Here is a 26,632-nt window from a genome sequence, read left to right on the forward strand (position 1 = left end):
TCAACCCTTGGCGCGCTTGAGCATCAGCTCGGTGTTGGTCTTGCGATCGGCGTTCACCGTCTGCACGGCCGGGCGCTCGCCGAGCAGTTTCAAGTAATCGCGCACCGGCAGATCGGCCAGGCAGTCGCGGCCGTAGATGATCTTGGTGGCGCTGCTCACCAGCGGCAGGTGCACGGCGGCGGCGCAGTCGGCCAGGGTGAAGGTGTCGCCGGCGATGAAGGGTGAGAACTTCACCAGCTGGCTGAAGGCCGCCACGTTCTTGGCGAGTTGCTCGGCGGTTTTCTCCTTGGCTGCGTCGCTGACCTTGCCGCCGAAGAACGCTTCGCCGTAGAGGTTGCGCGCCACCAGCTCCAGGTGCAGTTCGAGGTATCGCACGATCTCGCGCACTTTGGCTTTCTGGAAGGCATCGGCCGGCATCAGCGGACGCGCAGGGTGGGCGTCTTCGATGTATTCGAGGATCACGGTGGACTCGGAGATCGGGCCCGCGTCGGTCTTGAGGTAAGGCACCTTGCCCAGCGGGCTGGCGGCCTTGTCGGTCTGGCCGAGCCAGGCCAGCTCTTCTTCAAAGGTCACGCCTTTTTCCAGCAGGGCGAGCTTGACCTTGTTGTAGTAGTTGCTGGCTGCAAAGCCGCAGAGTGTGAGCATGTCGGTCTCCTGTGTGGGTGGGATTGGGGTGGCGTGATGGTAGTGGGGCCACCTGCTGTGCATGGGTCCCGCAGTTGACCCCGCTGATAAACTCGCCCCCCATGTCTGCGCGCCCTTTTCACCACCGTTGTGCCGCCTGGCTGGCCCTGCTGGCCATGCTCTGGGGCGCGCTGGTGCCCACGCTGGCGCAGGCCGCGGTGTCCGCCTCAAGCCGCCAGGGCTGGGTGGAGGTGTGCAGCGCCAGCGGGCGTGCTCTGGGTGCGGGTGGATGGCGGGGCTGCATCACCCACGGGCGAGCCTGGCAGCATGGCGGACGGCTCGGCCCATTGCCCCTGGTGCCCGATGCAAGGCGCGGCCGGTCTGCCGCCCGAGACAGCACTGGCCACAGCCGTCGGTGCCCAGGGTTCTGTGCCCACCACCGCGTTCACCTCGGCCCGCCCGGCTGCGGTGTGGTCCCCGGCGCAATCGCGCGCCCCGCCGGCCGTCTGAGCCTGCTCGGTGCCTGCCCGCGCTGCGCGGGCGTTGCTTGTTTTTGTGTCCGACCCCGCGATGGCGCTGCACGCCGCCCGCGCGTCGGACCCGCTTCAAATTCACTGGATTCCCTCATGAAAAAAATCATCATCGCCACCCTGCTGTCCCTCACCGCCAGCGCCTGGGCCCAAGTGCCCGCCAATGTGGAAGTCAAGGACGCCTGGGTGCGCGCCACCGTGGCGCAACAGAAAACCACCGGCGCCTTCATGCAACTCACCGCCCAGGCCGACACCCGTGTGGTGCAGGTCAGCTCGCCGATGGCGGGTGTGGCCGAGATCCACGAAAATGGCCATGGACAAGGACGTGATGAAGATGCGCGCCGTGACCGCACTGCCCTTGCCTGCGGGCAAGGTGGTGGAACTCAAACCCGGCAGCTACCACGTGATGTTGATGGACCTCAAAGGACCGGTGAAGGCGGGCGACGTGGTGCCCGTGACCCTGGTGCTCGAGAGCAAGGACGGCCTGCGCTCGACGCTGGAGGTGAAGGCCACGGCGCGCCCGCTGGGCAACGCTGCGGCCGCTGCGCCCGCCGCGGCACCCCACGGTCAACACAAGCACTGAGGCCATGAGCCGCAGCGTTGAACGCGCGTCCCCGGTGGACGCGGGGACAAGGCCGTCCCGACTTTCCGACTTTCATGCCCTGGCATGGCGCTGGCATTTTTATGCCGGTCTCTATGTCGTGCCCTTTTTGACCATGTTGGCGCTCACAGGCGCCGTCATGGTGTTCTTCACCGGCTTCCAGACGCGTCTGGGTTTCACGGTGCAGGTCGCACTGCAGCCCGTGACCCTGCCGGTGAGCGCGCAGGCCGACGCCGTGCTGGCGCTGCGATCGCAGGCCACGCTGATTGAGTACATTGCGCCGCGCGCGCCCGATGAGGCGAGCTGGTTTGTGGTGGAGCGCGACGGCCTCACCGAGGCGGTGGCGGTGGATCCGCACACCGCGCAGGTGCTGCACCTGGTCGACAAGCAGGACACCGTGTTCGCCTGGGCCGAACGCATCCACGGCACGCTGCTCATGGGCGATGTGGGCGACCGCCTGATCGAGATCGCGGCGGGGCTGGGCATCGTGATGATCGTCACCGGCCTGTATCTGTGGTGGCCGCGCGCCGGAACGCGCTGGGCGCAGGTGCTCGTGCCCGACCTGCGCCTGAAGGGCCGCCTGTGGTGGCGTTCGCTGCACGCCAGCGTGGGCTTCTGGATCAGCGCGCTGCTGTTCCTGTTTTTGCTCACCGGCCTGTCGTGGACGGGCGTGTGGGGCGCGCAGTTCGCGCAACCCTGGGGCACGTTTCCGGCTGAGAAGTGGGACGCGGTGCCGCTCTCCGATGCCGCGCATGCCACGCTGAACAGCGCCGGTCAGAAGGACGTGCCCTGGGGGCTGGAGCAAACGCCGCTGCCTGTCTCGGGCTCCAGCGCCGGGGTCGCGGGCGTGCCCGCTGGCCAGCCGGTGAACCTGGACACCGTGGCCGCGCTGGCGAAGCAGTTGGGCTTCAGTGGTCAGCACCACATCCACCTGCCCGAGGGCGACACGGGTGTGTTCACGATCTCGGCCGACACCATGAGCGGCGACTTGAAGAATCCCACGCAGGACCGCACGGTGCACGTGGACCAGCACAGCGGCCGCGTGATCGCCGAAGCCGCCTTTGACGGCTATTCGCTGGTGGCCAAAGGCATGGCAGTGGGCATTGCCCTGCACCAGGGCGACATGGGTTTGTGGAACGCCGCGCTCAACCTGCTGTTCTGCGCAGCCACCGTGTTCCTCTGCGTCAGCGGCATCGTGATGTGGTGGAAGCGCCGGCCGGCGCACAGCGGGCGCCTGGCGGCACCGCCCGTGCCGCGCGACTTGCCGCTGTGGAAAGGTGGCGCGCTGGTGATGTGTCTCGTGGCGCTCGTGTTCCCGCTCAGTGGTGCGGTGTTGCTCGCAGTGTTGCTGCTGGACTGGCTGGTGCTGGCCCGCCTGCCCGCGCTCAAGATCCGCCTGAGCTGATCAGACCGGGTGCGCCCGCGCCACGCCCGGCGCCGGCGGGCTTGATGCACCCGATCCGCGCTCGAAGGTGACCACGTGGTCCACCTCGGCGCGGATGCCGATCCACTCGCCCACCGCGTGGTTGTGGTGCGAAGGCACGTGCGTCATCAGCACCTCGCCGCTGGCCAGGCGCAGCGTGTAGAGAAATTCAGAGCCGCGAAAGGCCTTGCGCAAAATCTGCGCCTTCACCGGCGCATCGTCGTCGTGCACGATGTCGTCGGCGCGCAGCAGCACATCGCACAGGCCCGAGGCATAGGCCGTGGGCAGCGGGCATTCGTCCACGTCCTGCAAGGCGCCCAGCGGGGTCTGCACCGAGACTTCGTTGCCCACCTGGCTGATCTGCGCCGGCGCGAACACGCCGTGACCGATGAACTCGGCCACGAAACGCGTGGCCGGGCGGTGGTAGAGCGCGTAGGCGTCTTCCCACTGGTGGAGGTGGCCTTCGTGCATCACACCGATCACGTCGCCGATGGCAAAGGCTTCGAGCTGGTCGTGCGTGACGAACAGGGCCGTGGCGCCCGCCGCCTTGAGGATGCCGCGCACCTCGTGGGCCAGACGCTCGCGCAGGTCCACGTCGAGGTTGGAAAACGGTTCGTCGAGCAACAGCAAACGCGGACGTGGAGCCAGCGCACGGGCCAGCGCCACGCGCTGCTGCTGCCCGCCCGAGAGCTCGTGCGGAAACCGCTTCTGCATGCCGTCCAGGCCCACGAGCTTGAGCACCTCGGCCACCCGCGCATCGCGCTCGGCGCGCGGCAGGCGGTCGATGCCGAAGGCAATGTTCCTGCCCACGTCGAGGTGCGGGAAGAGGGCGTAGTCCTGGAACACCATGCCGATGCGGCGCTGCTCGGCCGGCATGTGGTGCGTGCCATCGCTGACCTTCTCGCCTTCGAGCGTGATGCTGCCGCTGCTGGCCCGTTCCAGGCCGGCCACCGCGCGCAGCAGCGTGGTCTTCCCGCAGCCCGAGGGGCCGATCAGCACGCCGATGTCACCCGCGCGCAACCCGAGCGTGACACCGTCCACCGCCGCCTGGGGCTGGCCGGGGTAGCGCACGTTGAGTTGGGAAACGTTGAGGAACATGGTGGGGATCGGTGTTGGGTCATTGTAGATAACTACAATTCTCATTTGCATTGATCCGCATCAAAGGCCCCTCGCGGAACGCGGCGGGCCCGCATGCCATCATCGCGCCCAGTTCTCTGTCTCCCCACCTCCCTCACTTCATGCTGCGCTGGTTGGCCCTCGCCCCGTTGATCCTGCTCGCGTGCCTGCTCACGCTGCCGGTGCTGTCGTTGGGCGGTTCGTGGTTCCAGTTCGACGCGGCCGCGCGCGACGTGCTGAGCCAGATGGCGCAGACCGTGCTGCCGGAGTACGCGCTCACCACCGTGGTGCTGTGCGTGGCGGTGGCGGTGGGCGTGGCGGTGGTGGGCATGCTGACCGCCAGCGCCGTGACCCTGTTTGAATTCCCTGGCCGGCGCTTCTTTGAATGGGCGCTGCTGCTGCCGTTGGCCATGCCGGCCTATGTGGTGGCCTATGCCTATACCGACTTTTTGCAGTTCAGCGGCCCGCTGCAGGTGGGGCTGCGCGAGAGCTTCGGCCTCACCGGTCGCGTGTTCCCCGAGATCCGCAACACACCGGGCGCGGTCTGGGTGTTCACCTTCTCGCTCTATCCCTATGTGTACTTGCTGGCGCGCACGGCCTTGTCGGAACGCGCTTCGCAGCTGATGGAGGCCGCGCGCCTGCTGGGCGCCCCGCTGGCGCGCCGCATCCGCGAAGTGGCCCTGCCGCTGGCCCGCCCCGCCGTGGCCGCGGGTGTGGCGTTGGCGCTCATGGAAACCCTGGCCGACTTCGGCGTGGTGAGTTACTTCGGCGTGCAGACCTTCACCGCCGGCATCTACAAAGCCTGGCTGGCCATGGACAACCGCCTGGCCGCCGCGCAGCTCGCCACCATGCTGCTGGCCGTGGTGGCGTTGTTGCTGTGGCTGGAGCACCGCGCGCAGCACCGCATGCGCTTTTCCACCCTGCGCGGCTTGCGCGCCGGCAGCAACGAAGCGCAACCCGCGCAGCTGCGGGGTGGTCGCGCGGCGCTGGCGGTGGCGTTGTGTGCCCTGCCCATCGCCTTCGGTTTTGTGCTGCCCGTGCTGTTCATGCTGCGCCCGCTCATTGGCGGCTGGGAAGAACTGCCCTGGACCGCCTTCGTGCAGTGGTCGCGCAACAGCGTGTGGCTTGCCGGTCTGTCGGCAGCGCTGGCCACCGCCATCGCGCTGGCACTCGCGTTCGCCGTGAGGGTCCGACCCGGCAAGGTCACGCGCGGCGTGGTGCAGCTCGCCAGCCTCGGATACGCCGTGCCCGGTGCGGTCATCGTGGTCGGTCTGCTGTTGCCGGTGGGCTGGCTGCAAGCTGTGAAGCCCGACACCAGCGTGGGCTACTTCGTCACCGCCACGGCGCTGGGCATCGTGTGGGCGTACATGGTGCGCTTCACCGCCGTGGCGCTGCAGTCCATGCAGAGCGGCTACGCCCGCATTCCCGCCAGCCTCGACGATTCGGCCCGCATGCTCGGCACCACCGGGTTCGGGCTGGCCGCGCGCGTGCACTGGCCGCTGCTCAAACGCTCCACCGCCGCCGCCGCGCTGCTGGTGTTTGTGGACGTGATGAAGGAGCTGCCCGCCACGCTGGTCCTGCGCCCCTTCAACAGCGACACCCTGGCCGTGGTGACCTACCAGCTCGCGCGCGACGAACGCCTGGGCGAAGCCGCGCTGCCCGCGCTCACGCTGGTGTTGGTGGGGCTGGTGCCGGTGATGCTGCTGAGCCGGACCTTGCGACAGCGGTAAGCGGGTGTTGCGGCCGGTTGTGCCGCCGGGCGCACGCTGGTCCAATGCACGCTTTCAACCTGCTGCCTGATGACATGCTCAACACAACCCAGGAAGAACGTCGCCAGTTCATGGCACTTGCAGCCGCCGGCGCAGCAGCCTTTGTGGCCGGTTGCGGCACCCGCGCACCGTTGCCTGGCCAGGCACCCGCCAGCGCGGCCTACCGCCGTGAAGCCGCCATCCACCTCTACCGCAAGTACCCCGACCGCATCTTCCGGGGAAAACTGCCGCCCATGCTGTACGCCATCGGCGTGCTTGAGGTGGAACTGAACCAGGGCGGGCGCGTGGGCTCCACGCGCTGGCTGCGCGGCCCCAGCCACGCGCCGGAGGTCATGGCCGAGATCGAACGCCTGGTGCGCGCCGCCGCGCCGTTCCCGTCGCCGCCCGGCTTCGGGCGCGTGCAGTACGTGGACACCTGGCTGTGGGACCGCAGTGGGCGCTTCCAGCTCGACACGCTGAGCGAAGGGCAGCTCTGACGTCCGCCGGATTGTTCAGGACTGGCCCATCTCCCGAGGTCCTCCATTGATGCCCCACGGCGTGCCGAAACGGTCGGTCACCATGCCGAAGGTGTCGGCCCAGAAGGTTTCCGCCAGCGGCATGCCGACCTTGCCGCCCTCGGCCAGCGCGTTGAACACGCGTGTGGCTTCCGCCACCGTGGGGTAGGTGATGGCCAGCATGCAGCCTTGGATGCCCGCGTAGGGCACGCCGGGTGGCGTGTCGCCGGCCATGATGGCGAAGTCGGGGTGCACCAGGTAGGCGTGCATCACGCGGTCGGCGTGCTCGGCCGGCACCGGCATCTCGCCGGGCATCTGACCGTAGGTGATGAGCGCTTCGAGCCTGGCGCCGAGCACTTTGGCGTAGAACGCCATGGCTTCAGCGCAGTCGCCGTTGTAAGAGAGGTAGGCGCACAGTTGGATGGACATGGGGTCTCCTTGAAGGGTGGTTGAACCTCGGGCTGGCCATGCAACGACGAACGGGGTGGATGGTTTTCGACATCATCGGCCTGCCGTGCGTCACCGAACAGACCCCGCCGCTCGCCATCCGTAGTGTGGGGTTCCGGTCTCATTTTGCAGACCCTCCGGAGTCCCCCATGTCCATCACCACCACCACCGCTTTTCCCTACACCGGCATTCCCAGCACCGAAGTCGTGCGCGAGCCGGGCCACACCGGCATGGCCGAGCACGGCACCGACATCACCAAACACCTGCTGCAAGACGCCAACGACCGCGTGGAGCATGGGACGCACGAGGCGGAGCTGCGTGCCGATGCCGCTTGGGCCGTTCCCGGTGCACAGATGAAGCGCCAGGCGCTGGCGGTGCGTGACGTGGCCGTGGAATCGGCCGAGAACCTGCGGGGGGAGATCCGTGCCCATCCGCTGTTGGCGGTGTTCACGGGCATCGTGGTGGGTGTGCTGCTGGGTCGCGCCTTGCGCTGAAAACCGGTGGCCGGTCGGCAAGGGCTGGTGCGGCCAAAGGGAATCGAACCCCTATCTGGCCCTTAGGAGGGGCCCGTTCTATCCATTGAACTATGGCCGCGGCAGCGAGTGCGCATTGTACGGGGGCGACTCTGTGCGAGCCGCCGCGGGCAGGCGCAGCAGGCTGCCGCAGACCGGCACGGTTTCGCCCAGAAAGTCGAGAAAGCTGCGCACCGCGGGTGTGAGGCCCCGGCGCGAGGGAAACACCGCGTGCACCACGCCCACCGGGGTGGACCAGTCGGGCAACAGGCGCACCAGCCGGCCGTCGCGCAACTCGTCTTCGCACATGTAGTCGGGCAGCCAGCACATGCCGCTGCCGCCGAGCACCGCGAGCTTGAGGGTGAGCAGGTCGTCGGCGATGAAGCGGGGCCGGTACTGCAGCACGGCATCGCGGCCTTGCGCGTTGCTCAGGCGCACGCTGACCAGGCCGTCCACCGCCGACATGGCCACGCTGTCGAGCCGGCCCGCTTCTTCCAGCGTGGCGGGTGTGCCCTGGCGCGCCAGCAAGGCCGGGCTGGCCACCAGCACCGAGCGCGCGTCGTCCAGCCGTTTGACGACGAGACTGCCGCTGTCCTCCAGCGTGAGGCGCACGCGCAGCGCCACGTCCACGCCGTCCTTCACCAGGTCGACCACACGGTTGTTCACCTCCATCTCCACGCGCACCTGCGGGTGCCGCGCCAGGTAGATCGGCATCACGTCGGCCAGCACCGTCTGGGCGAGCGTGACCGGGCAGACCACGCGGATGGTGCCGCGCGGCTCAGTCTGGGCGTGGGCCACGGCGTCGGCCGCGGCCTGGGCCGACTCGCGCAGCGCCTGGCAGTGCCGCAGGTAGGTTTCGCCCACGGCGGTGAGCGAGAGCTTGCGGGTGGTGCGCTGCAGCAGGCGCACACCGAGCTGGGCCTCCAACCCGGCCACGCGGCGCGACAGGCGCGACTTGGGCAGCCCCAGCGCGCGGCCCGCCGCCGCGAAGCCGCCGCGCTCGACGACTTCGGCGAAATACAGCATGTCGTTGAGGTCCTGCATGGGGTTGCCCTTGATTGTCCTGTTTATGGAACGGTGTGGCCCGATTTTGCCCGCTTATCAAGCATTCGATCCAGATTCAAACTCCGTCCATCGCCACAACCCGTGGCCCCACCGATTTTTGGAGCACCTCATGCAACTGCTGCACATCGATTCCGCCATCACCGGCGACCAGTCCGTTTCCCGCCAGCTCACCGCGCAAACCGTGGCCGCCTGGGTGGCCAGCCACCCGGGCACGCAGGTGCAACACCTCGATCTGGCCACCGACGTGGTGCCCCACCTGAGTGCCGATGCTTTGGGTTTCCGCACCGGCCAGGCCGCCAGCACCGAAGCTCAGCGCCGTGAAAACGCACTGTCCGAAGCCCTGGTGAGCCAGTTCCTCGCGGCCGACGTGGTCGTGATCGGCGCGCCGCTCTACAACTTCACCATCCCGACCCAGCTCAAGGCCTGGATCGACCGCATCGCCCAGGCCGGCCGCACGTTCACCTACACCGACAAGGGCCCTCAGGGTCTGGCCGGTGGCAAGACGGTGATCGTGGCGATCACCCGCGGCGGCGTGTACTCCACCAGCGAAGGTGGTCGCGCCATGGAACACCAGGAAAGCTACCTGCAGACGGTTTTGGGGTTCCTCGGCATCACCGACGTGCGCTTTGTTCGCGCCGAGGGCGTGGCGATGGGCCCGGACGCCAAGGTGAAGGCGCTGGCCACGGCCGAAGGCGAGATCGCCGGCCACACAGCCGAGGCCGCGCTGGCCTGAGCCTCAGTCGTACTGAATGGTGAAGATGAGGTCGAGTGCGTTCTCTTCACCGGCCCGCGCGCGCACCGTGAGCCGTCGAGTCACGTCGTAGAAGATGCTGACCGTGCCCAGCGCTCCGGCCAGGCTGCGCTCGTAGCTGAGGTAGAGGTTGTTGGACAGGCGCTTGCCCAGCGTGAGCGCGGCCGAGGCGGCTGAGCCGTCGGCGTTGGTGGCGCTGCCGGTAATCGAGAGTTCGTCCAGGCCGAGCGCGCTGGCCAGGCCGCCGTCGAGCCGGCCATCACGCCCCGCCAGCAGTGCCAGCGCCGCTTGCTGCAACACGGCGGCCTCGGCCCCCGCGCCGCTGGCCGGGCGGCCCAGCACCAGCCAGGCGAGTTTTTCGCTGTCGGGCAATTCGGGGTCGGAGAACAGGCGCACGCGCGGAACCTGCGCGGTGCCGCTGATCTGCACCCCCACACGCTGGCTGCTGTTGGGTCGCACCGCGGTGATGTCCAGCGTGGGGTTGTCGTACGGTCCGGTGAAACGCAGCACACCGTTTTCAATGGTGAGTCGCTGGCCGTAGGCGCGGTAGGAGCCGCGCTCGGTGCGCACGTCGCCCAGCACGCGTGGCGTGGGCAGCTCGGGCGTGCTGCGCACATTGATCTTGCCGGCCAGCCGCGTCTGCAGGCCCTGGCCGCTCACCTGAAAATCGTCACCGAGGTCGATGTCGATCAACACGTCGGGCCGCACGCGGAAGGCGCCCGGTGTCTCCAGCGCGGTTTCGGTGCCGCGCACCACCACGTCCGCGCCCAGGCTGGGGGTGGACTCGTCGGGCAATACAAACAGCGCGGAGTCGGCCCGCAGCGCGCCTCGGATCTGCAGTGCCGTGCCCACCAGCTCGGCCTGCAACTGGCCCGACAGCGTGAGGCGCCGGTCGGCGCGCGAGGACACACGCAGTTTGGTGGCCGTGGCCTGCAGGTTGATGTAGGGCTGGCGCTGGCTCACGCCGTCCACCGTGACCCGGCGGAACTCGGTGGTGCCGCTGGCCAGCAGCGTGCCGCCGCTTTCCACACCGCCGCGCCCTTGCAGGTAGAAGCGGTCGATGGTGATGCGTTCGCCGGCCAGTGTGGCGCGCAGCTCACCGCGCGAGAACGAGATGCCGTTGACGATGGAGCGCAGCGCCAGCTGGTCGGCCTGCAGCGTGCCGTTCCACAGCGGATTGGCACGTGTGCCACTGAGCGTGGCGCTGGCGGTCAACGTGCCGCGCACGCGCCAACCCGGTGGCGCGAGAGCCGACCACACGCCCACCTGCGGCAGGTTGGCGGTGATCGTGCCGCGCAGCGGTGCATCGGGCGCCCAGTGCCAGGCGGTCTGATCGCCGCCGGGTGGGCTCAGCGTGGTGCCGAGTTCGGCGGTGGCCTGGCCCAGGCGCTCGGTGTCCCAGCGCAGGCTGGCCTGCACGTTGGCGCCCTGGGTGGTCACGCTCAGGCGCGCTTCTTTGATGCCGGTCTGCAGGCGTTGGGTGGAGGTGGTGTTCTCGTCGAACGCGCCATCGGTCTGCACCGAGAGGTCGCCGCTGCGCCGCTGCAGCTGTGCGCTCAGACGCGGTGGCGTGGCTGCGTCGGCGGGCAGGAGCAAGTTCCAGCTGCCGTCGAACACCACGTCACCGCCCAGGCCGGCCTGGCTCAGCGGGCCGCTCTTCGCGCCCTCGGCGGTGGTGAAGGCGTCCACCCACGAGAGTGGCAGGCCGGTGAGCTGGCCGCGTGTCATCAGCGCGCCTTTTTGCCAGCTGAGCTGGTCCCAGGCCAGGGTCATGGGGGCGGTGGTGGCTGGCGTGGCAGCGGGTGCGCCACCCACGCGGTTGCTGAAGCTGGGTTGCAGGCGCAACTGGCCGGCGTCGGCCGTCAGGTTGATGGCGCTGCGCGCGTCCTGCCAACGCAGTCCAAGTGCGGCAACGCTTTGCAGCGTCCAGTCGACCACGCGGTCCTTGCGCGCGCTGTCGGTGGCGCGCAGCTGCAGGCGGCTGAGGTCGAGCCGTCCGCTGTCGATGTCGGGCCGTTGCGCGCTGCCCAGCTGCAAACGGCCCTGGGTGTCCAGCGTGCCGCGCCAGGGGCCTTGTTCGGCCTGGCCGGTGGCGGTGATGTCGAGCAGGTGCGGCTGGCCGCTGGCCTGCAGGTTGAGGTTGGCCAGACTCAGCGTCTGCAGCGTGCCCACCACGGCGGCGGTGCCGGTGGCCGGGTCGGCCGCGCGCGCTGGGCTGCCGCGGGTGACGGTCAGGCGTGGAGACTGCAAACGGGCTTGCACACGTGGCGGAGCTGGGGTGGTGGCGCCGGTCAACGGCGCGGGGTAGCCGAGCACGCCCAGGCCGCCGTCCCAGGTGGCGCCGAGGCGGGCACTGCCTTCCAGTTGCAGGCCGGGCTGGGCCTCGAGCTGCGCGCGCAGCAGCGGGCCCACCACCGGCAGCGTCTGCAGGCTCTTCACCCAGGCGAGCACGCGCGAGGCGTCGTCCAGCGCCAGGTTGAGTTCGCCCTTGCCTTGCGCGTGGGCCGCGCGGCCTTGCCAGTCGCCCTGGGCGCCCGGCAGCTTGAGCGCCAGGCGCCCGTCAAAACTGCGCGCGCCCACATCGAGTTGGCCCTGGCCGTCCAGCGTGGCGTCCGCCATGCCGGCGCTGAGCGTGCGCAGGTCGAGCACGCCGAGCGCGGCATTGTCGGGCGAGGGTGTCCAGCGGCCCTGCAGGTTCAGGTCGCGCAGGCGCAGGCCGGCGAGCTGGCCGGCCTTGGGTTGGGTGCCCGAGGGCTTGACCACGGCGGAGAGGTCGATCGCCGGGTTGGCCGATTCGGCGTTGACCGCGCGGGCAGAGAACGTGCCGTCGAGCGCGGCCGGCGCGATGCTGCTCCAGAGCGCGGCGGGGTTGATGCGGCTGGCCTTGAGCTCCCCCTGAAAGTTCCCAAGCGGTGAGGCTGCGGTCTGGCGCCAGCCCTGGCCTTGCACGCGGCCACCGCCGAGCTGGGCGTCCAGGTTGGAGAGCGTCCAGCGCGCGCCGCGCTGCTCCAGATCGGCCTGCAGGCTTTGCAGCGGCAGGCGCTGCTTGTCCGCGGGGCCGGGCACAGCGTTGGTCAGCCGCACCTGCGCGCGCCAGGCGTCGCCATCGGGTTGCGCCACCACCGTGCCGCTGAGTTCGGTCACCGGCGCTTGCGGCCAGAGCGCGGCGAGGTTGAGCCGGTTCATGCGCGCGTTGACCGTCTCGATCGGCTGGGTCTTCCAGGGGCGGATGCGCGCGGAGGCGTCGAGCACCGGCGTGTCGGATGTGCTGGTGGTGATGCTGGCCGTGGCGTCCAGTGCCGCGTCGGACTCGGCGAGCTGGCCCGTGACTTTGGCGATGGCCTTGAGCACCAGGTCCTCGCCGCCGGGCACGGTGGCTTTCACGTCCCCCTGCGCGTCCACCCGCAGCGGCATCGGCGCCTGCGCGCCCAGCACCGCCTGGATCTGGTACAGCCCGCCGGCCACCTGCAGGTTCTCCAGATCGAGCTGGTGCGCGTCCGCCACCCCCAGGTTCCACAGGCTGTCGGCCGGTCGGTAGCGGTACTGGCCCTTCAGGCCGCTGAGCGAGAGTTCCTGTTTGCCGTCGAGCACCAGTTCGCCCACCGACCACGGCAGCGTGATGGCCATGGGCAGGGTGATGGGTTGCAGCGGCTCCACAGGTGTGGGCGGGCGGCGGTCGGTGATCTGCAGGCGGCCGATGTCGAACTGAGACAGGCGCAGGCCGCGCGCGAGCAGGGCGTCGAGCCAGAAGCGGTTGTCCAGCGCGATGCGCACGCCGGTGGCCTGCACGATGAGTTCGTCGCGTTGCCATTGCAGCCGCCCGATCTCGCCGCCGTTGCGCAGGCTGCCAGTCACCTCGGCCACGCTGAGCGTGCCCGCGCTCTGGCCTTGCCTGGCCATGTAGCCCTGGCCCCAGCCGATGGCCAGCGCCAGCGACCCTGCCGTGCCGGCCCACACCCACGCCGCCAGGGCCACCGACAGCAAGACCCCCAGCAGCCCGACGGGCAACCAGAGCGCGACCCTGCGCCAGACGCCGCGTGTGCGCTTCGGGTGTTGCGGGGCTGGGGTCTCGGCGTTCATCGAGACCTCAGAAAGTGAAGCCGACGTTCAGGTGCAGGCGCAGGCGTTTGGTTTCCAGCCCGTAGGCCAGGTCCAGCTGCAGCGGACCCACCGGGCTGTTGTAGCGCACGCCGGTGCCCACGCCCCACAGGGGTTTGAGGTCGCCCGCGCGGTCGGCCACGGCGCCGCCGTCGATGAACAGCACGCTTTCCACCGGCGAGCGGCCGTTGGCGTTGAAGATCGGGCGCTGCCACTCCAGGCTGACCACGCCCTTGTAGCGCCCGGGCAGCACGCTGCCGTCCGGCTGGCGCACGCCGATGTCGCGCAGGCCGTAGCCGCGCACGGTGGCGTCTCCTCCGGTGAGGAACAGCTGGGTGTCGGGAATGGCGGCGCTGCGCTTGGCCAGCACCGCGCCGCCTTCCACGCGCAGCGCGAGGCGGCCCTGGTTGGTGCGGTTGTTCAACACCTTCAGTTCGCGCGCTTCACCCGGCTTGGCCTCGGGTGGGGGCGAGCGGTCGCCCAGCGGCCAGTAACCCAGCCAGCGCGCCTGCGTGCGGGTGAAGGGCAGGCGGGTGGTGCCCAGCGTGTAGCCCACACCCAGCTCCACCGCCAGGCCGTGGCCCGAGTTGGGCGAAATCGGGTCGTCAAAGCGGCGGCGCGTCCAGGCGTAGTTGGCGGTGATCGACGAGTTCGCCTCGGCCGTGCGCAGGGTCTGCGTGGCTTCGTTGAACACACTGGCGCGGTCGTACTGCAAATAGAAACTGCGGTCGTATTCGATGCCGATTTGCGACTGGCCCGCGCGCAGCCGCTGGCTGGTGGTGATGTTGAAGTCATCCTGCTCCTGCAGCCAGCGACCGCCGGCAATCCAGCGCCAGCCGTCGTTGCTGGGCGGAGAGCTCCAGTCGGTGCTGGCAAGCTGGTCCACGCGCTCGACCTTGAGCGCACTCACCGCGCGCCAGCCGATGCCCGGCACGCTGTGGTGCGTGTGCTCGATCGACAGCCGCGCACCGCTGTCGGTGCTGCCACCCACACCGAGCACCAGCTTCTGGCGCAGGCTCTCGCGCAGCTGCACCTTCACCGGGAGGGACTCGCCGTCCATGCTGGGCTCCACGAACACGAAGGCCGAGTCGTAGTAACCGCTCTCGATCAGGCGCTGCTGCGCGGCCTGCAAGCGGGCCAGGTCGTAGTCGCTGCCCGGCACCACGCCCGACAGGCGCACCAGCCGTTCCACCGTGACCTTGTCGTAGCGCTGCGCGCCTTCCACCACCACCTCGCCCATCTGGAAGGCGCGGCCCGAGTCGAGTTCGATGTAGAGGTTGGCCTGGCGGTTGTCGGCGTCGATGTCGGCCAGGCTGTTCTGCACCCGGCCTGCGGGATAGCGCCGTGCGATCAGCGCGCGCAGCGCTGCGTCCTTGGTGCGGTCCCAGTCGCTCTGCGAAAACGGCAGGCCCTGCATCACGCTCACCTCGCGCTGGATCGTGTCGCGCTGCTCGCTGGCCTCGGGCGCGGTGGCGATGTCGCCCACAAAGGACACGTTCACCGAGGCCACCCGGGTGATCGGGCCGGGCGAGACGCGGATGGTCACCGTGCCCAGGGGGCGGTTGCTGGTGCCATTGGTGGCAGCGGCATCGGCAGCCACGGTCAGGGCAGGCGGCCCGATCACGTCCACCACCGGCGAAAAATAGCCCAGCGTGGCCAGCAGTTCGCGCAGGTTGGCGGGGGCCGCGGCCAGCAACCGGGTGAGTTCGTTGGCGTCGAGGTTGCGCAGCAGGCGAAAGCGCTGCAGTTCGAGGTGGCGCAGCAAGAACTCACGCACCTCGTCGGGCGCCTGCAGGTCGATTTCGAAGCGGGGCTCGGCTGGGGGACGGGGTGTCCGGGGGGTGGTGCGGTCGCGGGGGGTGGGTGCCGCAGGCGCATCGGCATCGGCCGCATCCACCGCATCCTGCAAGGCGCTGGCCGCGGGTGCCACAGGCGCTTCCACGGCTTGTGCGCGTGCAGGCGGTGGGCACCACAGCGCGGCGCAAAGCAGAAGAGACCCCGCCCAAGGGGCGGAGTCCGGAACAGAACAGGTCATGCAGTTATTTGGAGAGCAATCTCATCGTGTCTTCCAGCCCCTTCAAGGTCAGCGGGAACATGCGCTGGCTCATGAGTTGCTGGACCACGCTGATGCTCTGTCGATACTGCCACACGCCCTGAGGTTCCGGATTGATCCATGCATATTTGGGAAATGCGTGCGTGAGGCGCTGCAACCACTCGGCGCCGGCCTCCTCGTTGTTGTATTCCACGCTGCCGCCAGGTTGCAATATTTCGTAAGGACTCATGGTCGCGTCGCCCACGAAGATCAGCTTGTAGTCCTTGTTGTACTTGCGGATGATGTCCCAGGTGGGGAACTTCTCGGCGTAGCGGCGGCGGTTGTTCTTCCACATGAAGTCGTAGACGCAGTTGTGGAAGTAATAAAAATCGAGGTGCTTGAATTCGCCCTTGACGGCCGAAAACAGCTCCTCCACCCGCTGGATGTGTTCGTCCATGGTGCCGCCCACGTCCATGAGCAGCAGCACCTTCACGTTGTTGTGCCGCTCCGGGATCATCTTGATGTCCAGGTAGCCGGCGTTCGCCGCCGTGGCGCGGATGGTGTCGGGCAGGTCCAGCTCGAACTCGTTGCCCTCGCGCGCGAACTTGCGCAGGCGGCGCAGCGCCACCTTGATGTTGCGTGTGCCGAGTTCCTGTGTGTCGTCGTAGTCGCGGTAGGCGCGCTGCTCCCAGACCTTCACACCGCTCTTGTTGCCGCCCTTGCCGCCGATGCGCACACCTTGCGGGTTCTGCCCGCTGTTGCCGAACGGCGAGGTGCCACCGGTGCCGATCCACTTGCTGCCACCTTCGTGGCGCTCCTTCTGCTCTTCGAGCCGCTTCTTCAGCGTCTCCATGAGCTCGTCCCAGTCCATCTTGGGCGCGTTGGCCTTCTGCTCCTCGGACAGGATGCGCTCCATCTCCTGGCGCAACCAGTCGGCCGGGATGGGCTTGGTGAAGTCCGCGATCATCTCCACGCCCTTGAAGTAGGCGGCGAAAGCGCGGTCGAACTTGTCGTAGTGCTTCTCGTCCTTCACCAGCGCCGTGCGCGCCAGGAAGTAGAAGTCGTCCATGCTGCAGGCATCGGGGTTGCGCGGCCCGACAACGTCGGCCTGCAACGCTTCCAGCAGCATCAGGTACTCCTTGACGGAGACCGGCAGCTTGGCCGAACGCAGGGTGTAGAAGAAGTCGATCAGCATGGGGGTTTCCTGTCAGCTCTGCTCAGAGCCAGTCCTCGACCTTGAGGCCGGGCACGCGCTGGAATTCCCGGACGTTGTGGGTGATGAGCGTGAGCTTGAGCGCGCGCGCGTGGGCCGCTATCCACAGGTCGTTCGGGCCGATGGGTTGCCCCGCTGCGCGCAGCGCCGCCCGGATCTCGCCGTAGTGGATCGCAACCTCGGCACCGAGCGGCAGCACGTTCAGTGCGCCAAGGATGCGATCGAACGTGTCGCGCAACTGGGCCTTCAGCGGTTTAAGGGCGGCCCCGTAGGCCAATTCCCCGCGGGTGACCACGGAAATCCCCGCTTCGTCAGCACCCAGTTTGGTCGCCCGCTTGATCAAGGTCTCGCTTGAGCCCCGGATGAGGTGGCTGACGGTGTCGGTGTCCAACAGGTATTTCATGACCGGCGCTTCCCGGCCACTTTGGTGCTTGGGGATTTTTTGGCCGTCGCTGAGCGACGAGACGATGGGCGTGTTGGCGTTGGTTCGTCGCTGGACAGCCATGACCAATCGAGCTCCCGGAGCTCGCCCTGATCGGCGCGAACCTCGGCCATCACGGCGTCCCACTGGGCTGCTTCTTCCTTGCTGAGTGGCGGCAAGTCGGCCATGACCTCGCGCAGCGTGGGTCGGCGCGGGCGCAGAATCACTTCGTCTCCGCGACGCAGGATTTCCACCGTCTTGTCGTTGAAGCGAAATGCCTTGGGCAGGCGCACTGCCTGGCTGTTGCCGGAGGTGAAAACGGTCGTGAACTGGCTGGGCATGGCCAATTGCTCAGCTTTCAGGGGTTTGTTCATTCAAGCCTCCAGTGTAGTGCTGTATATCCTGAAAGTATATACACAGGGAGCTATGCGTGTCGGTCGAGCAGGTACTGCAACTGCGCCTTCGCCTCCGGCCACTCACCCGCGCGCATGCTGTACATCACCGTGTCGCGGATGGTGCCGTCGCGGCGCAGGGCGTGGCCGCGGATGACGCCGTCTTTTTTCGCACCGAGCCGCTCAATGGCTTGTTGCGACGCGAAGTTGAAGTTGTCGGTGCGCCAGCCCACCACATGGCAGCCCAGGGTGTCGAAGGCGTGGCCCATCATGAGCAGCTTGCAGGTGGTGTTCACATGGCTGCGCTGCGCGCTTTTGGCGTACCAGGTGTAGCCGATCTCCACGCGTTTCACCGCCGGCAGGATGTCGTGGAAGCTGGTGCTGCCGAGCACTTTGCCGGAGGCTTCTTCGGTCACGGCAAATGCGAAACGGTGGCCCTCTTCGCGCATCTTCAGCGCGGTCTCGATGTAGCTGCGTGTCTCCTGGGGCTCGGGCACCGAGGTGATGCGCAGCTTCCACAACTCGCCGTCGGCGGCAGCCGCGCTGAGGCCTGGTTCGTGGTCCAGCGAGAGCGGGACCAGGGCAATGCCGTTGTTGCGCAGGGTGACGGGTTCGACGAAGGCCATGGCGGTTGCGCTCAGCGGTTGCGCTGGTTCATGAACACCAGTTTTTCAAACAAAGTCGTGTCCTGCTCGTTCTTGAGCAAAGCGCCCACCAGCGGCGGGATGCTGACCTTGCTGTCGGCGCTTTGCAGGGCTTCGAGCGGGATGTCTTCGGCCATCAGCAGCTTGAGCCAGTCGAGCAGCTCGGAGGTGCTGGGTTTCTTCTTCAGGCCGGGCAGGTTGCGCACGTCGTAGAAGGTCTTCATGGCCGCAGCCAGCAGCTCTTTCTTGAGGCTGGGGAAGTGCACGTCCACGATGCGCTGCATGGTCTCGGCGTCGGGGAACTTGATGTAGTGGAAAAAGCAGCGGCGCAAAAACGCGTCGGGCAGCTCTTTCTCGTTGTTGGAGGTGATGAACACCAGCGGGCGGTGTTTGGCGCGCACCAGCTCGCGTGTCTCGTAGCAATAGAACTCCATGCGGTCGAGTTCGCGCAGCAGGTCGTTCGGGAATTCAATGTCGGCCTTGTCGATCTCGTCGATCAGCAGCGCCACCGGCTCATCGGCCGTGAAGGCCTGCCACAGCACGCCCTTGAGGATGTAGTTGTGGATGTCCTTGACCTTTTCCTCACCGAGCTGGCTGTCGCGCAGGCGGCTCACCGCGTCGTACTCGTACAGGCCTTGCTGCGCCTTGGTGGTGCTCTTGATGTGCCACTGCAGCAGCGGCAGCTTGAGTGCGGTGGACACCTCTTCGGCCAGCATGGTCTTGCCGGTGCCCGGCTCGCCCTTCACGAGCAGCGGACGCTTGAGCGTGATCGCGGCGTTGACAGCCAGCATCAGGTCTTGCGTGGCGACGTAGTTCTCGGAGCCTTGGAATTTCATGGGTTGTTCTGCTGGAAGGGTTGAACAAGTGGGGGAATCCTGGGCGATCCGGCACCCTGGCTGCTGGCAGCGGCCTGACAAGGCCCGCACCGCCGGGGGTTTTGAGGGGAGGGGCTCCTCGACCGGTCTATATAATCAGCGGTTGATTTTCCCCCGCTGACTCATTCATTGTGCTTGCAAAATGACCTCACTGTTGTCCACGATCACCCGCACCCTTGTCGCCGCTGCGACGCTTTCCGCAGCCGCTTTTTCGGTTCACGCCCAGGGTGTCACCGGTGATGTGGCAGCCGGTCAGAAGAAGGCCGAGATGTGCATCGGCTGCCATGGCATCAAGGGATACCAGAACAGCTTCCCCGAAATCCACAAGGTGCCCATGATCTCGGGCCAGTCGGGCGCGTACATCGTTTCCGCCCTCAATGCCTACAAAAAGGGCGACCGCAAGCACCCCACCATGCGCGGCATCGCGGGTTCGCTGAGCGAGCAGGACATGGCCGATCTGGCCGCCTACTACGCCTCGCACGCCGACAAGGCCGCCCCGGACGCACCACGCACCGCCAGCACCACCGCTGCCGCCCTGATCGAAAAGGGCGCCTGCGCCTCCTGCCACGGTGCCAACTTCAGCAAGCCGATCGACCCCAGCTACCCCAAGCTGGCCGGCCAGCACCCCGACTACCTCTTCTTCGCGCTCAAGGCCTACACGGTCGAGGGCAACGCGGTGGTGGGTCGCTCCAACGGCATCATGGCCGGCATCGCCAAGCAGTACTCCACCAACGAGATGCGCGAGATTGCCAAATACCTGGGTTCGCTCGATGGCGAGATGAGCGTCGTGCCCCAGCCGCGCTTCAAGTAAGCACCGACCGCTCCGAAAAAGCCGCTCATCGAGCGGCTTTTTTGTTTTCGGTGTCAGTCTTTCGTCGCCCGTCGGCGCACCTGGTCGATGTAGGCCTGACCGTCCGGTGGCCGCCCGGCGCGCTGGCTCTCCCACAGCATGGTGCCCAGGCACTCCATCACCTCGTGGTGCGCGCTGTGCAGGTCATCGCGGCGCGCGGTGAGCAACTCCACCGCTTGCCGGATGCCGGGAGGCTGGTCGATGCTGCATTGTTCGCTGATCGACAAGTGCATGGACAGATGCAGAAACGGGTTGTCCCGGTCGGTGTCGGGCTCGCCGATGCGCGCCAGCGCGGCCTCCACATCGCTCAGCTCGGCGTGGTACTCGGGGTGCTCGGCGATCCACTGGCTGGCCAGTGTTTCGATGGCCTCCATCGGCTGCTGCTGCAAGGTCTTGGCGTGCACCGCGCAGAAGAAGCGGCGCACGTCGGCTTGGGTCGGATTGAACATGGGGCGATTGTCCCGCAGCGCGGGTTTCAGAGCCGCCAGACGGGCAGTTGCCAGTTGCGCCACAGGGCCAGTCCGCGCAGCCCGGCGGTCACACCCACGCAGGCCAGCAGCGCCAGCCAGCCCGGCGCCTGCAGCTGCCACAGGCCTACATAGATCCAGCTGCCGGCGAACGCGCACACGGCGTAGGGCCGGTGGTCGTGGAAGGCGGTGGGGATCTCGTTGCACACCACATCGCGCAGCACGCCGCCGAACACGCCGGTGATCAGGCCCATCAGCACGGCCACCAGCGCGGGCATGTCGAGCAGCAGCGCCTGGTGAACGCCGGTAGCGGCAAACAGGCCCAGGCCCAGGGCGTCGGGCCACTGCATGGCGCGTTCGGTGAGTGCAAAGTGGCGCGAGCGCAGGAACACCATGGCGAGCACGCACAGCGCGAACACGCCCCACAGCAGCTCCACGTGGCGCACCCAGAAGAAGGGCCGCTGGTCCAGCAGCAGGTCGCGCAGCGTGCCGCCGCCAAAAGCCGCGAGGAAGCCCACCACGCACACGCCCACGGCGTCGAGCTTCTTTCGCGCGCCGGCCATCACGCCCGAGAGCGCAAACGCGGCCGTGGCGCTGATCTCCACCAGCAGGCGCAGGCCTTCGCCCCAGAGGGCCACGTTGTTCAATGCCGGATTCATGCGCTGCCTTTCACCGCGAGCAGGGCGGAAATCTGGCGGCTGGCTTCCAGCAGCGGGGGCAGCAGGGTGTCCTGCACGACCCTGGCGCTGGTGCGGTTGGCCTGCCCACTCAGGTTGAGCGCAGCTACGGTGCGGCCGCTGGCGTCCACCAGTGGCGCGGCCAGCGAGATCAGGCCTTCTTCGAGTTCCTGGTTCACCAGGCACCAACCCTGTTTGCGCGCCTGCTGCACGCGGGTGAGCACGGTGGCGGGGTCGGTCAGGGTGTGGCGGGTGAGCGGTTTGAGATCGGACGCTTCGAGCCGCGCGCGCACCTCGGCGTCGCTCAGGCCCGCCAGCAGCATGCGGCCCAGCGAGGTGCAGTGCGCCGGCAGGCGCGAGCCGATGCCCAGCGAGTTCTTCATGATCTTGTGGGTGGGCACACGCATCACGTAGACGATGTCGGTGCCGTCGAGCACGGCGGCCGAGCTCGACTCCTTGACCGTTTCCACCAGCGCCTCGACCACCGGCTCGGCCAGGTTCCAGATCGGCATGGACGAGAGGTAGGCAAAGCCCAGGTCGAGGATGCGCGCGGTGAGGCGGAAGTCGCGGCCATCGTTTTCCACATAGCCCAGCGCCTGCAGCGTGAGCAGGATGCGGCGTGCGCCGGCGCGTGTGAGGCCGCTGCGCGCGGCCACTTCGCTCAGCGTCTGGCGCGGCGCCTGGGCGCTGAAGCTGCGGATCACTTCAAGCCCGCGTGCGAACGACTGCACATAGCTGTCGCCGGGGCGGGGTGGGGCGGATGGTGTGGGCGGCATGGATGCTCTTGGAGAACGCCTGTTTATAATTCATTCCACGAACATTTGTTCTTTAGACGAACAAATTTTCAGGGCGCGGCATTTGAACCGAATTGGAGACAACGTGATCAACAAGATTTCCCCGTCGATCGCCGACGCGCTGTCGGTGGTGCAAGACGGGCACACCGTGCTCGTCGGTGGCTTCGGCACCTCGGGCATTCCCGCCGAGCTGATCGACGGCCTGATCGAACACGGCGCGCGCGACCTCACGGTGGTGAACAACAACGCCGGCAACGGCGACACCGGGCTGGCCGCGCTGCTGGCCGCCGGGCATGTGCGCAAGATCATCTGCAGCTTTCCGCGCCAGGCCGACAGCCACGTCTTCGACGGCCTGTACCGCGCCGGCAAGATCGAACTGGAACTCGTGCCCCAGGGCAACCTGGCGGAGCGGCTGCGCGCCGCCGGTGCCGGCATCGGCGGCTTCTTCACGCCCACCGGCTATGGCACGGCGCTGGCCGAGGGCAAGGAAACGCGCGAGATCGACGGGCGTCACTACGTATTCGAGTCGCCGCTGGCCGGCGACGTGGCCCTGATCAAGGCCGAGCGCGGCGACCGCTGGGGCAACCTCACCTACCGCAAGGCAGCGCGCAACTTCGGCCCGGTGATGGCCATGGCCGCGCGCCACACCATCGCCACCGTGCACCACATCGACGAACTCGGTGAACTCGACCCCGAGACCATCGTCACGCCCGGCATCCACGTCGGGAAAATCGTTCGCATCGACCGCGTGGCCACACAAGCCGGCGGTTTCAAGGAGAAACCATGAGCCCCCACACTCCGCCGCTTCGCGGGTCGTTGCCCCCCGAGGGGGCTGATCCGGCTGGGGGCGGCCCGGCGCCGGATCGCCTCTACCATAAGCGCAGCAAGGCCGAACTCGCGCAGCGCGTGGCGCGCGACATCCACGACGGCGCATATGTGAACCTGGGCATCGGCATGCCCACCCAGGTGGCCAACCACCTCGCGCAAGGCATCGAGGTGGTGCTGCACAGCGAAAACGGCATCCTGGGCATGGGCCCGGCGCCGGCCGCGGGGGAAGAGGACTACGACCTCATCAACGCCGGTAAACAGCCGGTGACGCTGCTGCCCGGTGGCGCGTACTTCCACCACGCCGACAGCTTCGGCATGATGCGCGGCGGCCATCTCGACATCTGTGTGCTCGGCGCCTTCCAGGTCTCGGCCACCGGTGATCTGGCGAACTGGAGCACCGGCGAGCCCGGCGCCATTCCCGCCGTGGGCGGCGCGATGGACCTGGCCGTGGGCGCCAAACAGACCTGGGTCATGATGGACCTGCTCGACAAACAAGGCCGCAGCAAGGTGGTGCCCAACTGCAGCTACCCGCTCACCGGTGTCGCCTGCGTGAAACGCATCTACACCGATCTCGCCACACTCGCGTGCACGCTGCAGGGCCTGCAGCTCATCGACAAGGTCGATGGCCTGGAACACGCCGAACTCGAACGCCTGGTGGGCTTGCCCATCGCCGCCTGACCCCACCACAACGGAGACCTTCATGACCCAAGCCTTCATCTGCGACGCCATCCGCACCCCGATCGGCCGTTACGGCGGTGCGCTCTCCAGCGTGCGCACCGACGACCTGGGCGCCATCCCGCTGCGCGCGCTGATGCAGCGCAACCCGGGTGTCGATTGGGCCAGCATCACCGACGTGATCTTCGGCTGCGCCAACCAGGCCGGTGAAGACAACCGCAACGTGGCCCACATGGCCAGCCTGCTGGCGGGCCTTCCGATGGAAGTGCCCGGCGCCACCATCAACCGCCTCTGCGGCTCGGGCCTGGACGCCCTGGGCACCGCCGCGCGCGCCATCCGCGCGGGCGAGGCCGGTCTCATGATCGCCGGTGGCGTGGAGAGCATGAGCCGAGCCCCCTTTGTGATGCCCAAAGCCGAGAGCGCCTTTGGCCGCAACAACGCGGTGTACGACACCACCATCGGCTGGCGCTTCGTCAACAAGTTGATGAAGGAAAAGTACGGCGTGGACTCCATGCCCGAGACCGCCGAGAACGTGGCGACCGAATTCAAGATCGAACGTGAGGCGCAGGACCGCATGGCCCTGGCCAGCCAGACCAAGGCCGTGGCCGCGCAAAAGGCCGGGCACCTGGCGCGTGAAATCGTGGCGGTGACGATCCCGCAGAAGAAGGGCGACGCGGTCGTGGTGGAGCACGACGAACACCCGCGCGCCACCACCATGGAGTCGCTCGCCAGACTCAAGGGCGTGGTGCGGCCCGACGGCAGTGTGACCGCCGGCAATGCCAGCGGTGTGAACGACGGTGCCTGCGCCCTGCTGCTGGCCGATGAAGCGAGCGCGAAGAAAAATGGCCTCACGGCACGCGCCCGCGTGGTCGGCATGGCCACGGTGGGCGTGGCCCCGCGCATCATGGGCATCGGCCCGGCACCGGCCACGCAGAAGGTGCTGGCGCTCACCGGTCTGTCGCTGGCGCAGATGGACGTGATCGAACTCAACGAGGCCTTTGCCGCGCAAGGCCTGGCCGTGCTGCGCATGCTGGGCCTGCAGGACGACGACGAGCGCGTGAACGCCTGGGGCGGCGCCATTGCGCTGGGCCACCCGCTGGGCGCCAGCGGCGCGCGCCTGGCCACCACGGCGGTGAACCGCCTGCACGCCACCGGCGGGCGCTACGCGCTGTGCACCATGTGCATCGGCGTGGGGCAGGGCATTGCGCTGGTGATCGAACGCGTCTGACGCGCGTTTTCCGGCGTGCGCAAAACTGATTTGCGCGGCACCGGTTGAAGTGGCGCGGCAGGCCCGCGACACTGCCTGGAACGCCGGGGCGTGCACCGTCGCACGCCACCGGCCACCAGGAGATATTTCATGCGACTGCACTTCATCGGCGTGGGCAAGATGGGCCTGCCCATGGCCCTGCACCTTCGCGCCGGCAGCGCCGGACTCAGCGTGAGCGACCGGGACCCGGTGCGCCTCGCGCTCGCCGCCGACCAGGGCCTCACCGTCGCGGCCGACACCGCGTTGGCACTGCAACAGGCCGACGCCGTGTTCTCGTCCTTGCCACACGATGCAGCTCTTCTGACCGTGGCCGAACAGGTCGCTGCCCATGCGAAGCCCGGCACGTTCTGGGTCGACACCAGCACCGTCTCCCCCACGGCCTCCGCCACGGCCGCGCACATGTGCGCAGCAGCGGGCATCGAACACGTGCGCACCACCGTCTCGGGCAACAACAAGATGGCCGAAGCCGCGCAGCTCACCGTGCTGGCCTCGGGCCCACGCAACACCTACGACCAGGTGCTGCCGCTGCTGCGCTGCTGGGGTCCGAACCAGTTTTACCTGGGCGAGGCCGAGCAGGCGCGCCTGATGAAGCTGGTGATCAACCTCATGATCGCGCAGACCAGCGCCATGCTGGGCGAGGCGCTCACGCTGGGCCGCAAGGGCGGGCTCGACTGGCACGACATGTGGCGCGTGATGGGTGCGAGCGCCGTGGCCTCACCCATCGTCAAGGCCAAATCGGCCCAGCTCTCGGAGCGCGATTTTTCCGCCACCTTCACCGTGAACCAGATGGTCAAGGACCTCGACCTCATCCTAGGCGCGGCCAGCGAACACCAGGTGCCGCTGCCCCAGACCGCCCTGACGCGCCAGCTCATGGACGCGGCGCGTGCGCACGGCGACGCGGAGGCCGACTACGCCGCCATCATCAAGGCGGTCGAACGCAGCGCAGGGCTCTCCACATGAAACGCTTCACCTACCAGAGCCTGCCTTCGCGGGTCGTGTTTGGCCCCGGTTCGCTCGCCGAGTTGCCGCGGGAGATCGAAGCCATGGGCGCGCACCGCGCGCTGGTGCTGTGCACGCCTGAGCAGCGCGGCCTGGCCGAGCGCGTGGTGGCGCTGCTCGGTGATCGGGCGGCCGGCGTGTTCGACCGCGCCGTGATGCACGTGCCCATCGAGACCGCGCGCGAAGCCCGCGAGGTGGCCCGCCAGCTGGGTGCCGACTGCGCCGTGGCCATCGGCGGCGGCTCCACCACCGGCCTGGGCAAGGCCATTGCGCTCGACTCCGGCCTGCCCATCCTCGCCGTCCCCACCACCTACGCCGGCTCGGAGATGACGCCGATCTACGGCATCACCGAGGCGGGGCTGAAGAAAACCGGCAAGGACATCCGCGTGCTGCCGCGCACCGTGATCTACGACCCCGAACTCAGCCTGGGCCTGCCCGTGGGCCTGAGCGTGACCAGCGGCATCAACGCCATCGCGCACGCGGCCGAAGGTCTGTATTCGGTGGACGCCAACCCGGTCATCAGCCTCATGGCGCAGGAAGGCATCGCGGCCCTGGGCCGTGCGCTGCCCATGATCAAGGCCAACCCCGGCGACGTGACCGCGCGGTCCGACGCGCTCTACGGCGCCTGGCTCTGCGGCACCGTGCTCGGCGCCGTGGGCATGGCCCTGCACCACAAGCTCTGCCACACCCTGGGCGGCAGCTTCAACCTGCCCCACGCCGAAACCCACACCATCGTGCTGCCCCACGCCCTGGCCTACAACGCCGCCGCCGTGCCCGAGGCCATGGCCCGCATCGTCACTGCGCTCGGCGGCACCAGTGCGGCACAAGCGGTGTTCGATCTGGCGCGGGACAACGGCGCGCCGGTGGCGCTCAAGGACATCGGCATGAAGGAAGCCGACCTGGACCGGGCCTGCGAGATCGCCATGAGCAACCAGTACCCGAATCCGCGGCCACTGGAGGCGGGGGCGATCCGGCGGTTGTTGCAGGATGCGTTCGAGGGCCGCCGACCCGGTTGAACGCGACCGGAGCCGGGCTCCTCTACAGTCGGACCTGTTGATCACACAGGGA

At 68.0% G+C, this 26,632-nt stretch carries 25 protein-coding genes, 1 tRNA gene and 2 pseudogenes; 13 read left to right on the forward strand and 15 right to left on the reverse strand.

Translation table 11 applies throughout. The features are described from left to right. Positions 1 to 645 (reverse strand): glutathione S-transferase family protein, encoded by a 645-nt coding sequence (locus tag BSY239_RS02175; protein WP_069045388.1) that lies wholly within the window; start codon positions 643 to 645, stop codon positions 1 to 3. 155 nt (positions 646 to 800) lie between these two features. Here BSY239_RS02175 and BSY239_RS23045 point away from each other — a divergent pair. The 3 genes and pseudogenes from BSY239_RS23045 to BSY239_RS02185 form a co-directional block, all read left to right on the forward strand. Beyond that, positions 801 to 1,064: pseudogene (locus BSY239_RS23045) on the forward strand (hypothetical protein); the annotation flags it as partial. Positions 1,065 to 1,250: 186 nt separating this feature from the next. Then, a pseudogene (locus BSY239_RS02180) lies at positions 1,251 to 1,737 on the forward strand (copper chaperone PCu(A)C). A gap of 4 nt (positions 1,738 to 1,741) precedes the next feature. Beyond that, complete coding sequence (locus BSY239_RS02185) at positions 1,742 to 3,160, forward strand: PepSY-associated TM helix domain-containing protein (RefSeq protein ID WP_083239764.1); 1,419 nt, start codon at positions 1,742 to 1,744, stop codon at positions 3,158 to 3,160. Here BSY239_RS02185 and BSY239_RS02190 read toward each other — a convergent pair whose 3' ends face one another. Further along, a complete protein-coding gene (locus tag BSY239_RS02190; protein WP_069045390.1) occupies positions 3,161 to 4,276 on the reverse strand; it encodes an ABC transporter ATP-binding protein in 1,116 nt (371 codons plus the stop codon). 140 nt (positions 4,277 to 4,416) lie between these two features. On the opposite strand from BSY239_RS02190, the gene BSY239_RS02195 reads away from it, so the two are divergent. Then, entirely contained in the window at positions 4,417 to 6,024 is a 1,608-nt protein-coding gene (locus BSY239_RS02195; protein ID WP_069048724.1) for an ABC transporter permease, read from the forward strand. 74 nt (positions 6,025 to 6,098) lie between these two features. Continuing rightward, positions 6,099 to 6,539 carry a twin-arginine translocation signal domain-containing protein gene (locus BSY239_RS02200; RefSeq protein WP_156775394.1) on the forward strand — a complete coding sequence of 147 codons (441 nt, stop codon included), beginning with the start codon at positions 6,099 to 6,101 and terminating at the stop codon, positions 6,537 to 6,539. Between the two features lie 15 nt (positions 6,540 to 6,554). On the opposite strand, the gene BSY239_RS02205 is transcribed toward BSY239_RS02200, so the two are convergent. After that, positions 6,555 to 6,986: a VOC family protein gene (locus tag BSY239_RS02205; protein ID WP_069045391.1), complete on the reverse strand. Its 432-nt coding sequence runs from the start codon at positions 6,984 to 6,986 to the stop codon at positions 6,555 to 6,557. A gap of 167 nt (positions 6,987 to 7,153) precedes the next feature. Here BSY239_RS02205 and BSY239_RS02210 point away from each other — a divergent pair, with 167 nt between their 5' ends. Next, the gene (locus BSY239_RS02210; RefSeq protein ID WP_069045392.1) at positions 7,154 to 7,498 is read left to right on the forward strand and encodes a hypothetical protein; all 345 of its coding nucleotides are present in this window, start codon (positions 7,154 to 7,156) and stop codon (positions 7,496 to 7,498) included. Positions 7,499 to 7,523: 25 nt separating this feature from the next. On the opposite strand, the gene BSY239_RS02215 is transcribed toward BSY239_RS02210, so the two are convergent. Continuing rightward, positions 7,524 to 7,598, reverse strand: a tRNA-Arg gene (locus tag BSY239_RS02215). Continuing rightward, the gene (locus BSY239_RS02220) at positions 7,589 to 8,560 is read right to left on the reverse strand and encodes a LysR family transcriptional regulator (protein WP_083239765.1); all 972 of its coding nucleotides are present in this window, start codon (positions 8,558 to 8,560) and stop codon (positions 7,589 to 7,591) included. The genes BSY239_RS02215 and BSY239_RS02220 overlap by 10 nt, the downstream gene beginning before the upstream one ends. Positions 8,561 to 8,690: 130 nt before the next feature. Here BSY239_RS02220 and BSY239_RS02225 point away from each other — a divergent pair, with 130 nt between their 5' ends. After that, entirely contained in the window at positions 8,691 to 9,314 is a 624-nt protein-coding gene (locus tag BSY239_RS02225; RefSeq protein ID WP_069045393.1) for an FMN-dependent NADH-azoreductase, read from the forward strand. Positions 9,315 to 9,317: 3 nt separating this feature from the next. Here BSY239_RS02225 and BSY239_RS02230 read toward each other — a convergent pair whose 3' ends face one another. The 7 genes from BSY239_RS02230 to BSY239_RS02260 all read right to left on the reverse strand — a co-directional run bounded on the left by BSY239_RS02230 (position 9,318) and on the right by BSY239_RS02260 (position 18,968). After that, entirely contained in the window at positions 9,318 to 13,412 is a 4,095-nt protein-coding gene (locus BSY239_RS02230) for a translocation/assembly module TamB domain-containing protein (protein ID WP_069045394.1), read from the reverse strand. 7 nt (positions 13,413 to 13,419) lie between these two features. Next, a complete protein-coding gene (locus BSY239_RS02235) occupies positions 13,420 to 15,372 on the reverse strand; it encodes an autotransporter assembly complex protein TamA (protein WP_172823059.1) in 1,953 nt (650 codons plus the stop codon). Positions 15,373 to 15,469: 97 nt separating this feature from the next. Continuing rightward, positions 15,470 to 16,657: a vWA domain-containing protein gene (locus BSY239_RS02240; RefSeq protein WP_069045396.1), complete on the reverse strand. Its 1,188-nt coding sequence runs from the start codon at positions 16,655 to 16,657 to the stop codon at positions 15,470 to 15,472. Between the two features lie 22 nt (positions 16,658 to 16,679). Continuing rightward, positions 16,680 to 17,078 (reverse strand): type II toxin-antitoxin system VapC family toxin, encoded by a 399-nt coding sequence (locus BSY239_RS02245; protein ID WP_069045397.1) that lies wholly within the window; start codon positions 17,076 to 17,078, stop codon positions 16,680 to 16,682. After that, positions 17,075 to 17,470, reverse strand: coding sequence for an antitoxin (locus tag BSY239_RS02250; protein WP_069045398.1), 396 nt, complete (start codon positions 17,468 to 17,470; stop codon positions 17,075 to 17,077). The genes BSY239_RS02245 and BSY239_RS02250 overlap by 4 nt, the downstream gene beginning before the upstream one ends. A 50-nt stretch (positions 17,471 to 17,520) precedes the next feature. Next, positions 17,521 to 18,114, reverse strand: coding sequence for a GNAT family N-acetyltransferase (locus BSY239_RS02255; protein ID WP_069045399.1), 594 nt, complete (start codon positions 18,112 to 18,114; stop codon positions 17,521 to 17,523). An 11-nt stretch (positions 18,115 to 18,125) separates the two neighbouring features. Beyond that, positions 18,126 to 18,968 carry an AAA family ATPase gene (locus BSY239_RS02260; protein WP_069045400.1) on the reverse strand — a complete coding sequence of 281 codons (843 nt, stop codon included), beginning with the start codon at positions 18,966 to 18,968 and terminating at the stop codon, positions 18,126 to 18,128. Between the two features lie 181 nt (positions 18,969 to 19,149). On the opposite strand from BSY239_RS02260, the gene BSY239_RS02265 reads away from it, so the two are divergent. Further along, positions 19,150 to 19,818, forward strand: a complete 669-nt coding sequence (locus tag BSY239_RS02265) for a c-type cytochrome (RefSeq protein WP_069045401.1) — start codon at positions 19,150 to 19,152, stop codon at positions 19,816 to 19,818. A gap of 53 nt (positions 19,819 to 19,871) precedes the next feature. Here BSY239_RS02265 and BSY239_RS02270 read toward each other — a convergent pair whose 3' ends face one another. From BSY239_RS02270 to BSY239_RS02280, 3 genes are read right to left on the reverse strand one after another with little or no spacing between them, the layout of a single operon-like run. Continuing rightward, positions 19,872 to 20,306, reverse strand: a complete 435-nt coding sequence (locus tag BSY239_RS02270; protein ID WP_069045402.1) for a DUF1841 family protein — start codon at positions 20,304 to 20,306, stop codon at positions 19,872 to 19,874. Between the two features lie 26 nt (positions 20,307 to 20,332). Further along, the gene (locus tag BSY239_RS02275) at positions 20,333 to 20,983 is read right to left on the reverse strand and encodes a trimeric intracellular cation channel family protein (protein WP_069045403.1); all 651 of its coding nucleotides are present in this window, start codon (positions 20,981 to 20,983) and stop codon (positions 20,333 to 20,335) included. After that, the gene (locus tag BSY239_RS02280; RefSeq protein ID WP_069045404.1) at positions 20,980 to 21,777 is read right to left on the reverse strand and encodes an IclR family transcriptional regulator domain-containing protein; all 798 of its coding nucleotides are present in this window, start codon (positions 21,775 to 21,777) and stop codon (positions 20,980 to 20,982) included. Before BSY239_RS02280 ends, BSY239_RS02275 begins: the two co-directional genes overlap by 4 nt. A gap of 103 nt (positions 21,778 to 21,880) precedes the next feature. Here BSY239_RS02280 and BSY239_RS02285 point away from each other — a divergent pair, with 103 nt between their 5' ends. From BSY239_RS02285 to BSY239_RS02305, 5 genes are all read left to right on the forward strand, one after another. Further along, positions 21,881 to 22,582, forward strand: a complete 702-nt coding sequence (locus BSY239_RS02285) for a 3-oxoacid CoA-transferase subunit A (RefSeq protein ID WP_069045405.1) — start codon at positions 21,881 to 21,883, stop codon at positions 22,580 to 22,582. Further along, positions 22,579 to 23,301, forward strand: coding sequence for a 3-oxoacid CoA-transferase subunit B (locus BSY239_RS02290; RefSeq protein ID WP_083239766.1), 723 nt, complete (start codon positions 22,579 to 22,581; stop codon positions 23,299 to 23,301). The genes BSY239_RS02285 and BSY239_RS02290 overlap by 4 nt, the downstream gene beginning before the upstream one ends. 22 nt (positions 23,302 to 23,323) lie before the next feature. Continuing rightward, a complete protein-coding gene (gene pcaF / locus BSY239_RS02295; RefSeq protein ID WP_069045407.1) occupies positions 23,324 to 24,526 on the forward strand; it encodes a 3-oxoadipyl-CoA thiolase in 1,203 nt (400 codons plus the stop codon). 129 nt (positions 24,527 to 24,655) lie between these two features. Further along, complete coding sequence (locus BSY239_RS02300; protein ID WP_069045408.1) at positions 24,656 to 25,525, forward strand: NAD(P)-dependent oxidoreductase; 870 nt, start codon at positions 24,656 to 24,658, stop codon at positions 25,523 to 25,525. Then, on the forward strand, positions 25,522 to 26,580 hold the full coding sequence (locus BSY239_RS02305) for a maleylacetate reductase (protein ID WP_069045409.1): 1,059 nt from the start codon (positions 25,522 to 25,524) through the stop codon (positions 26,578 to 26,580). The genes BSY239_RS02300 and BSY239_RS02305 overlap by 4 nt, the downstream gene beginning before the upstream one ends. The last annotated feature ends 52 nt before the right edge of the window (positions 26,581 to 26,632 follow it).

Source organism: Hydrogenophaga sp. RAC07 (genome assembly GCF_001713375.1).
Lineage (GTDB): Bacteria > Pseudomonadota > Gammaproteobacteria > Burkholderiales > Burkholderiaceae_C > Hydrogenophaga.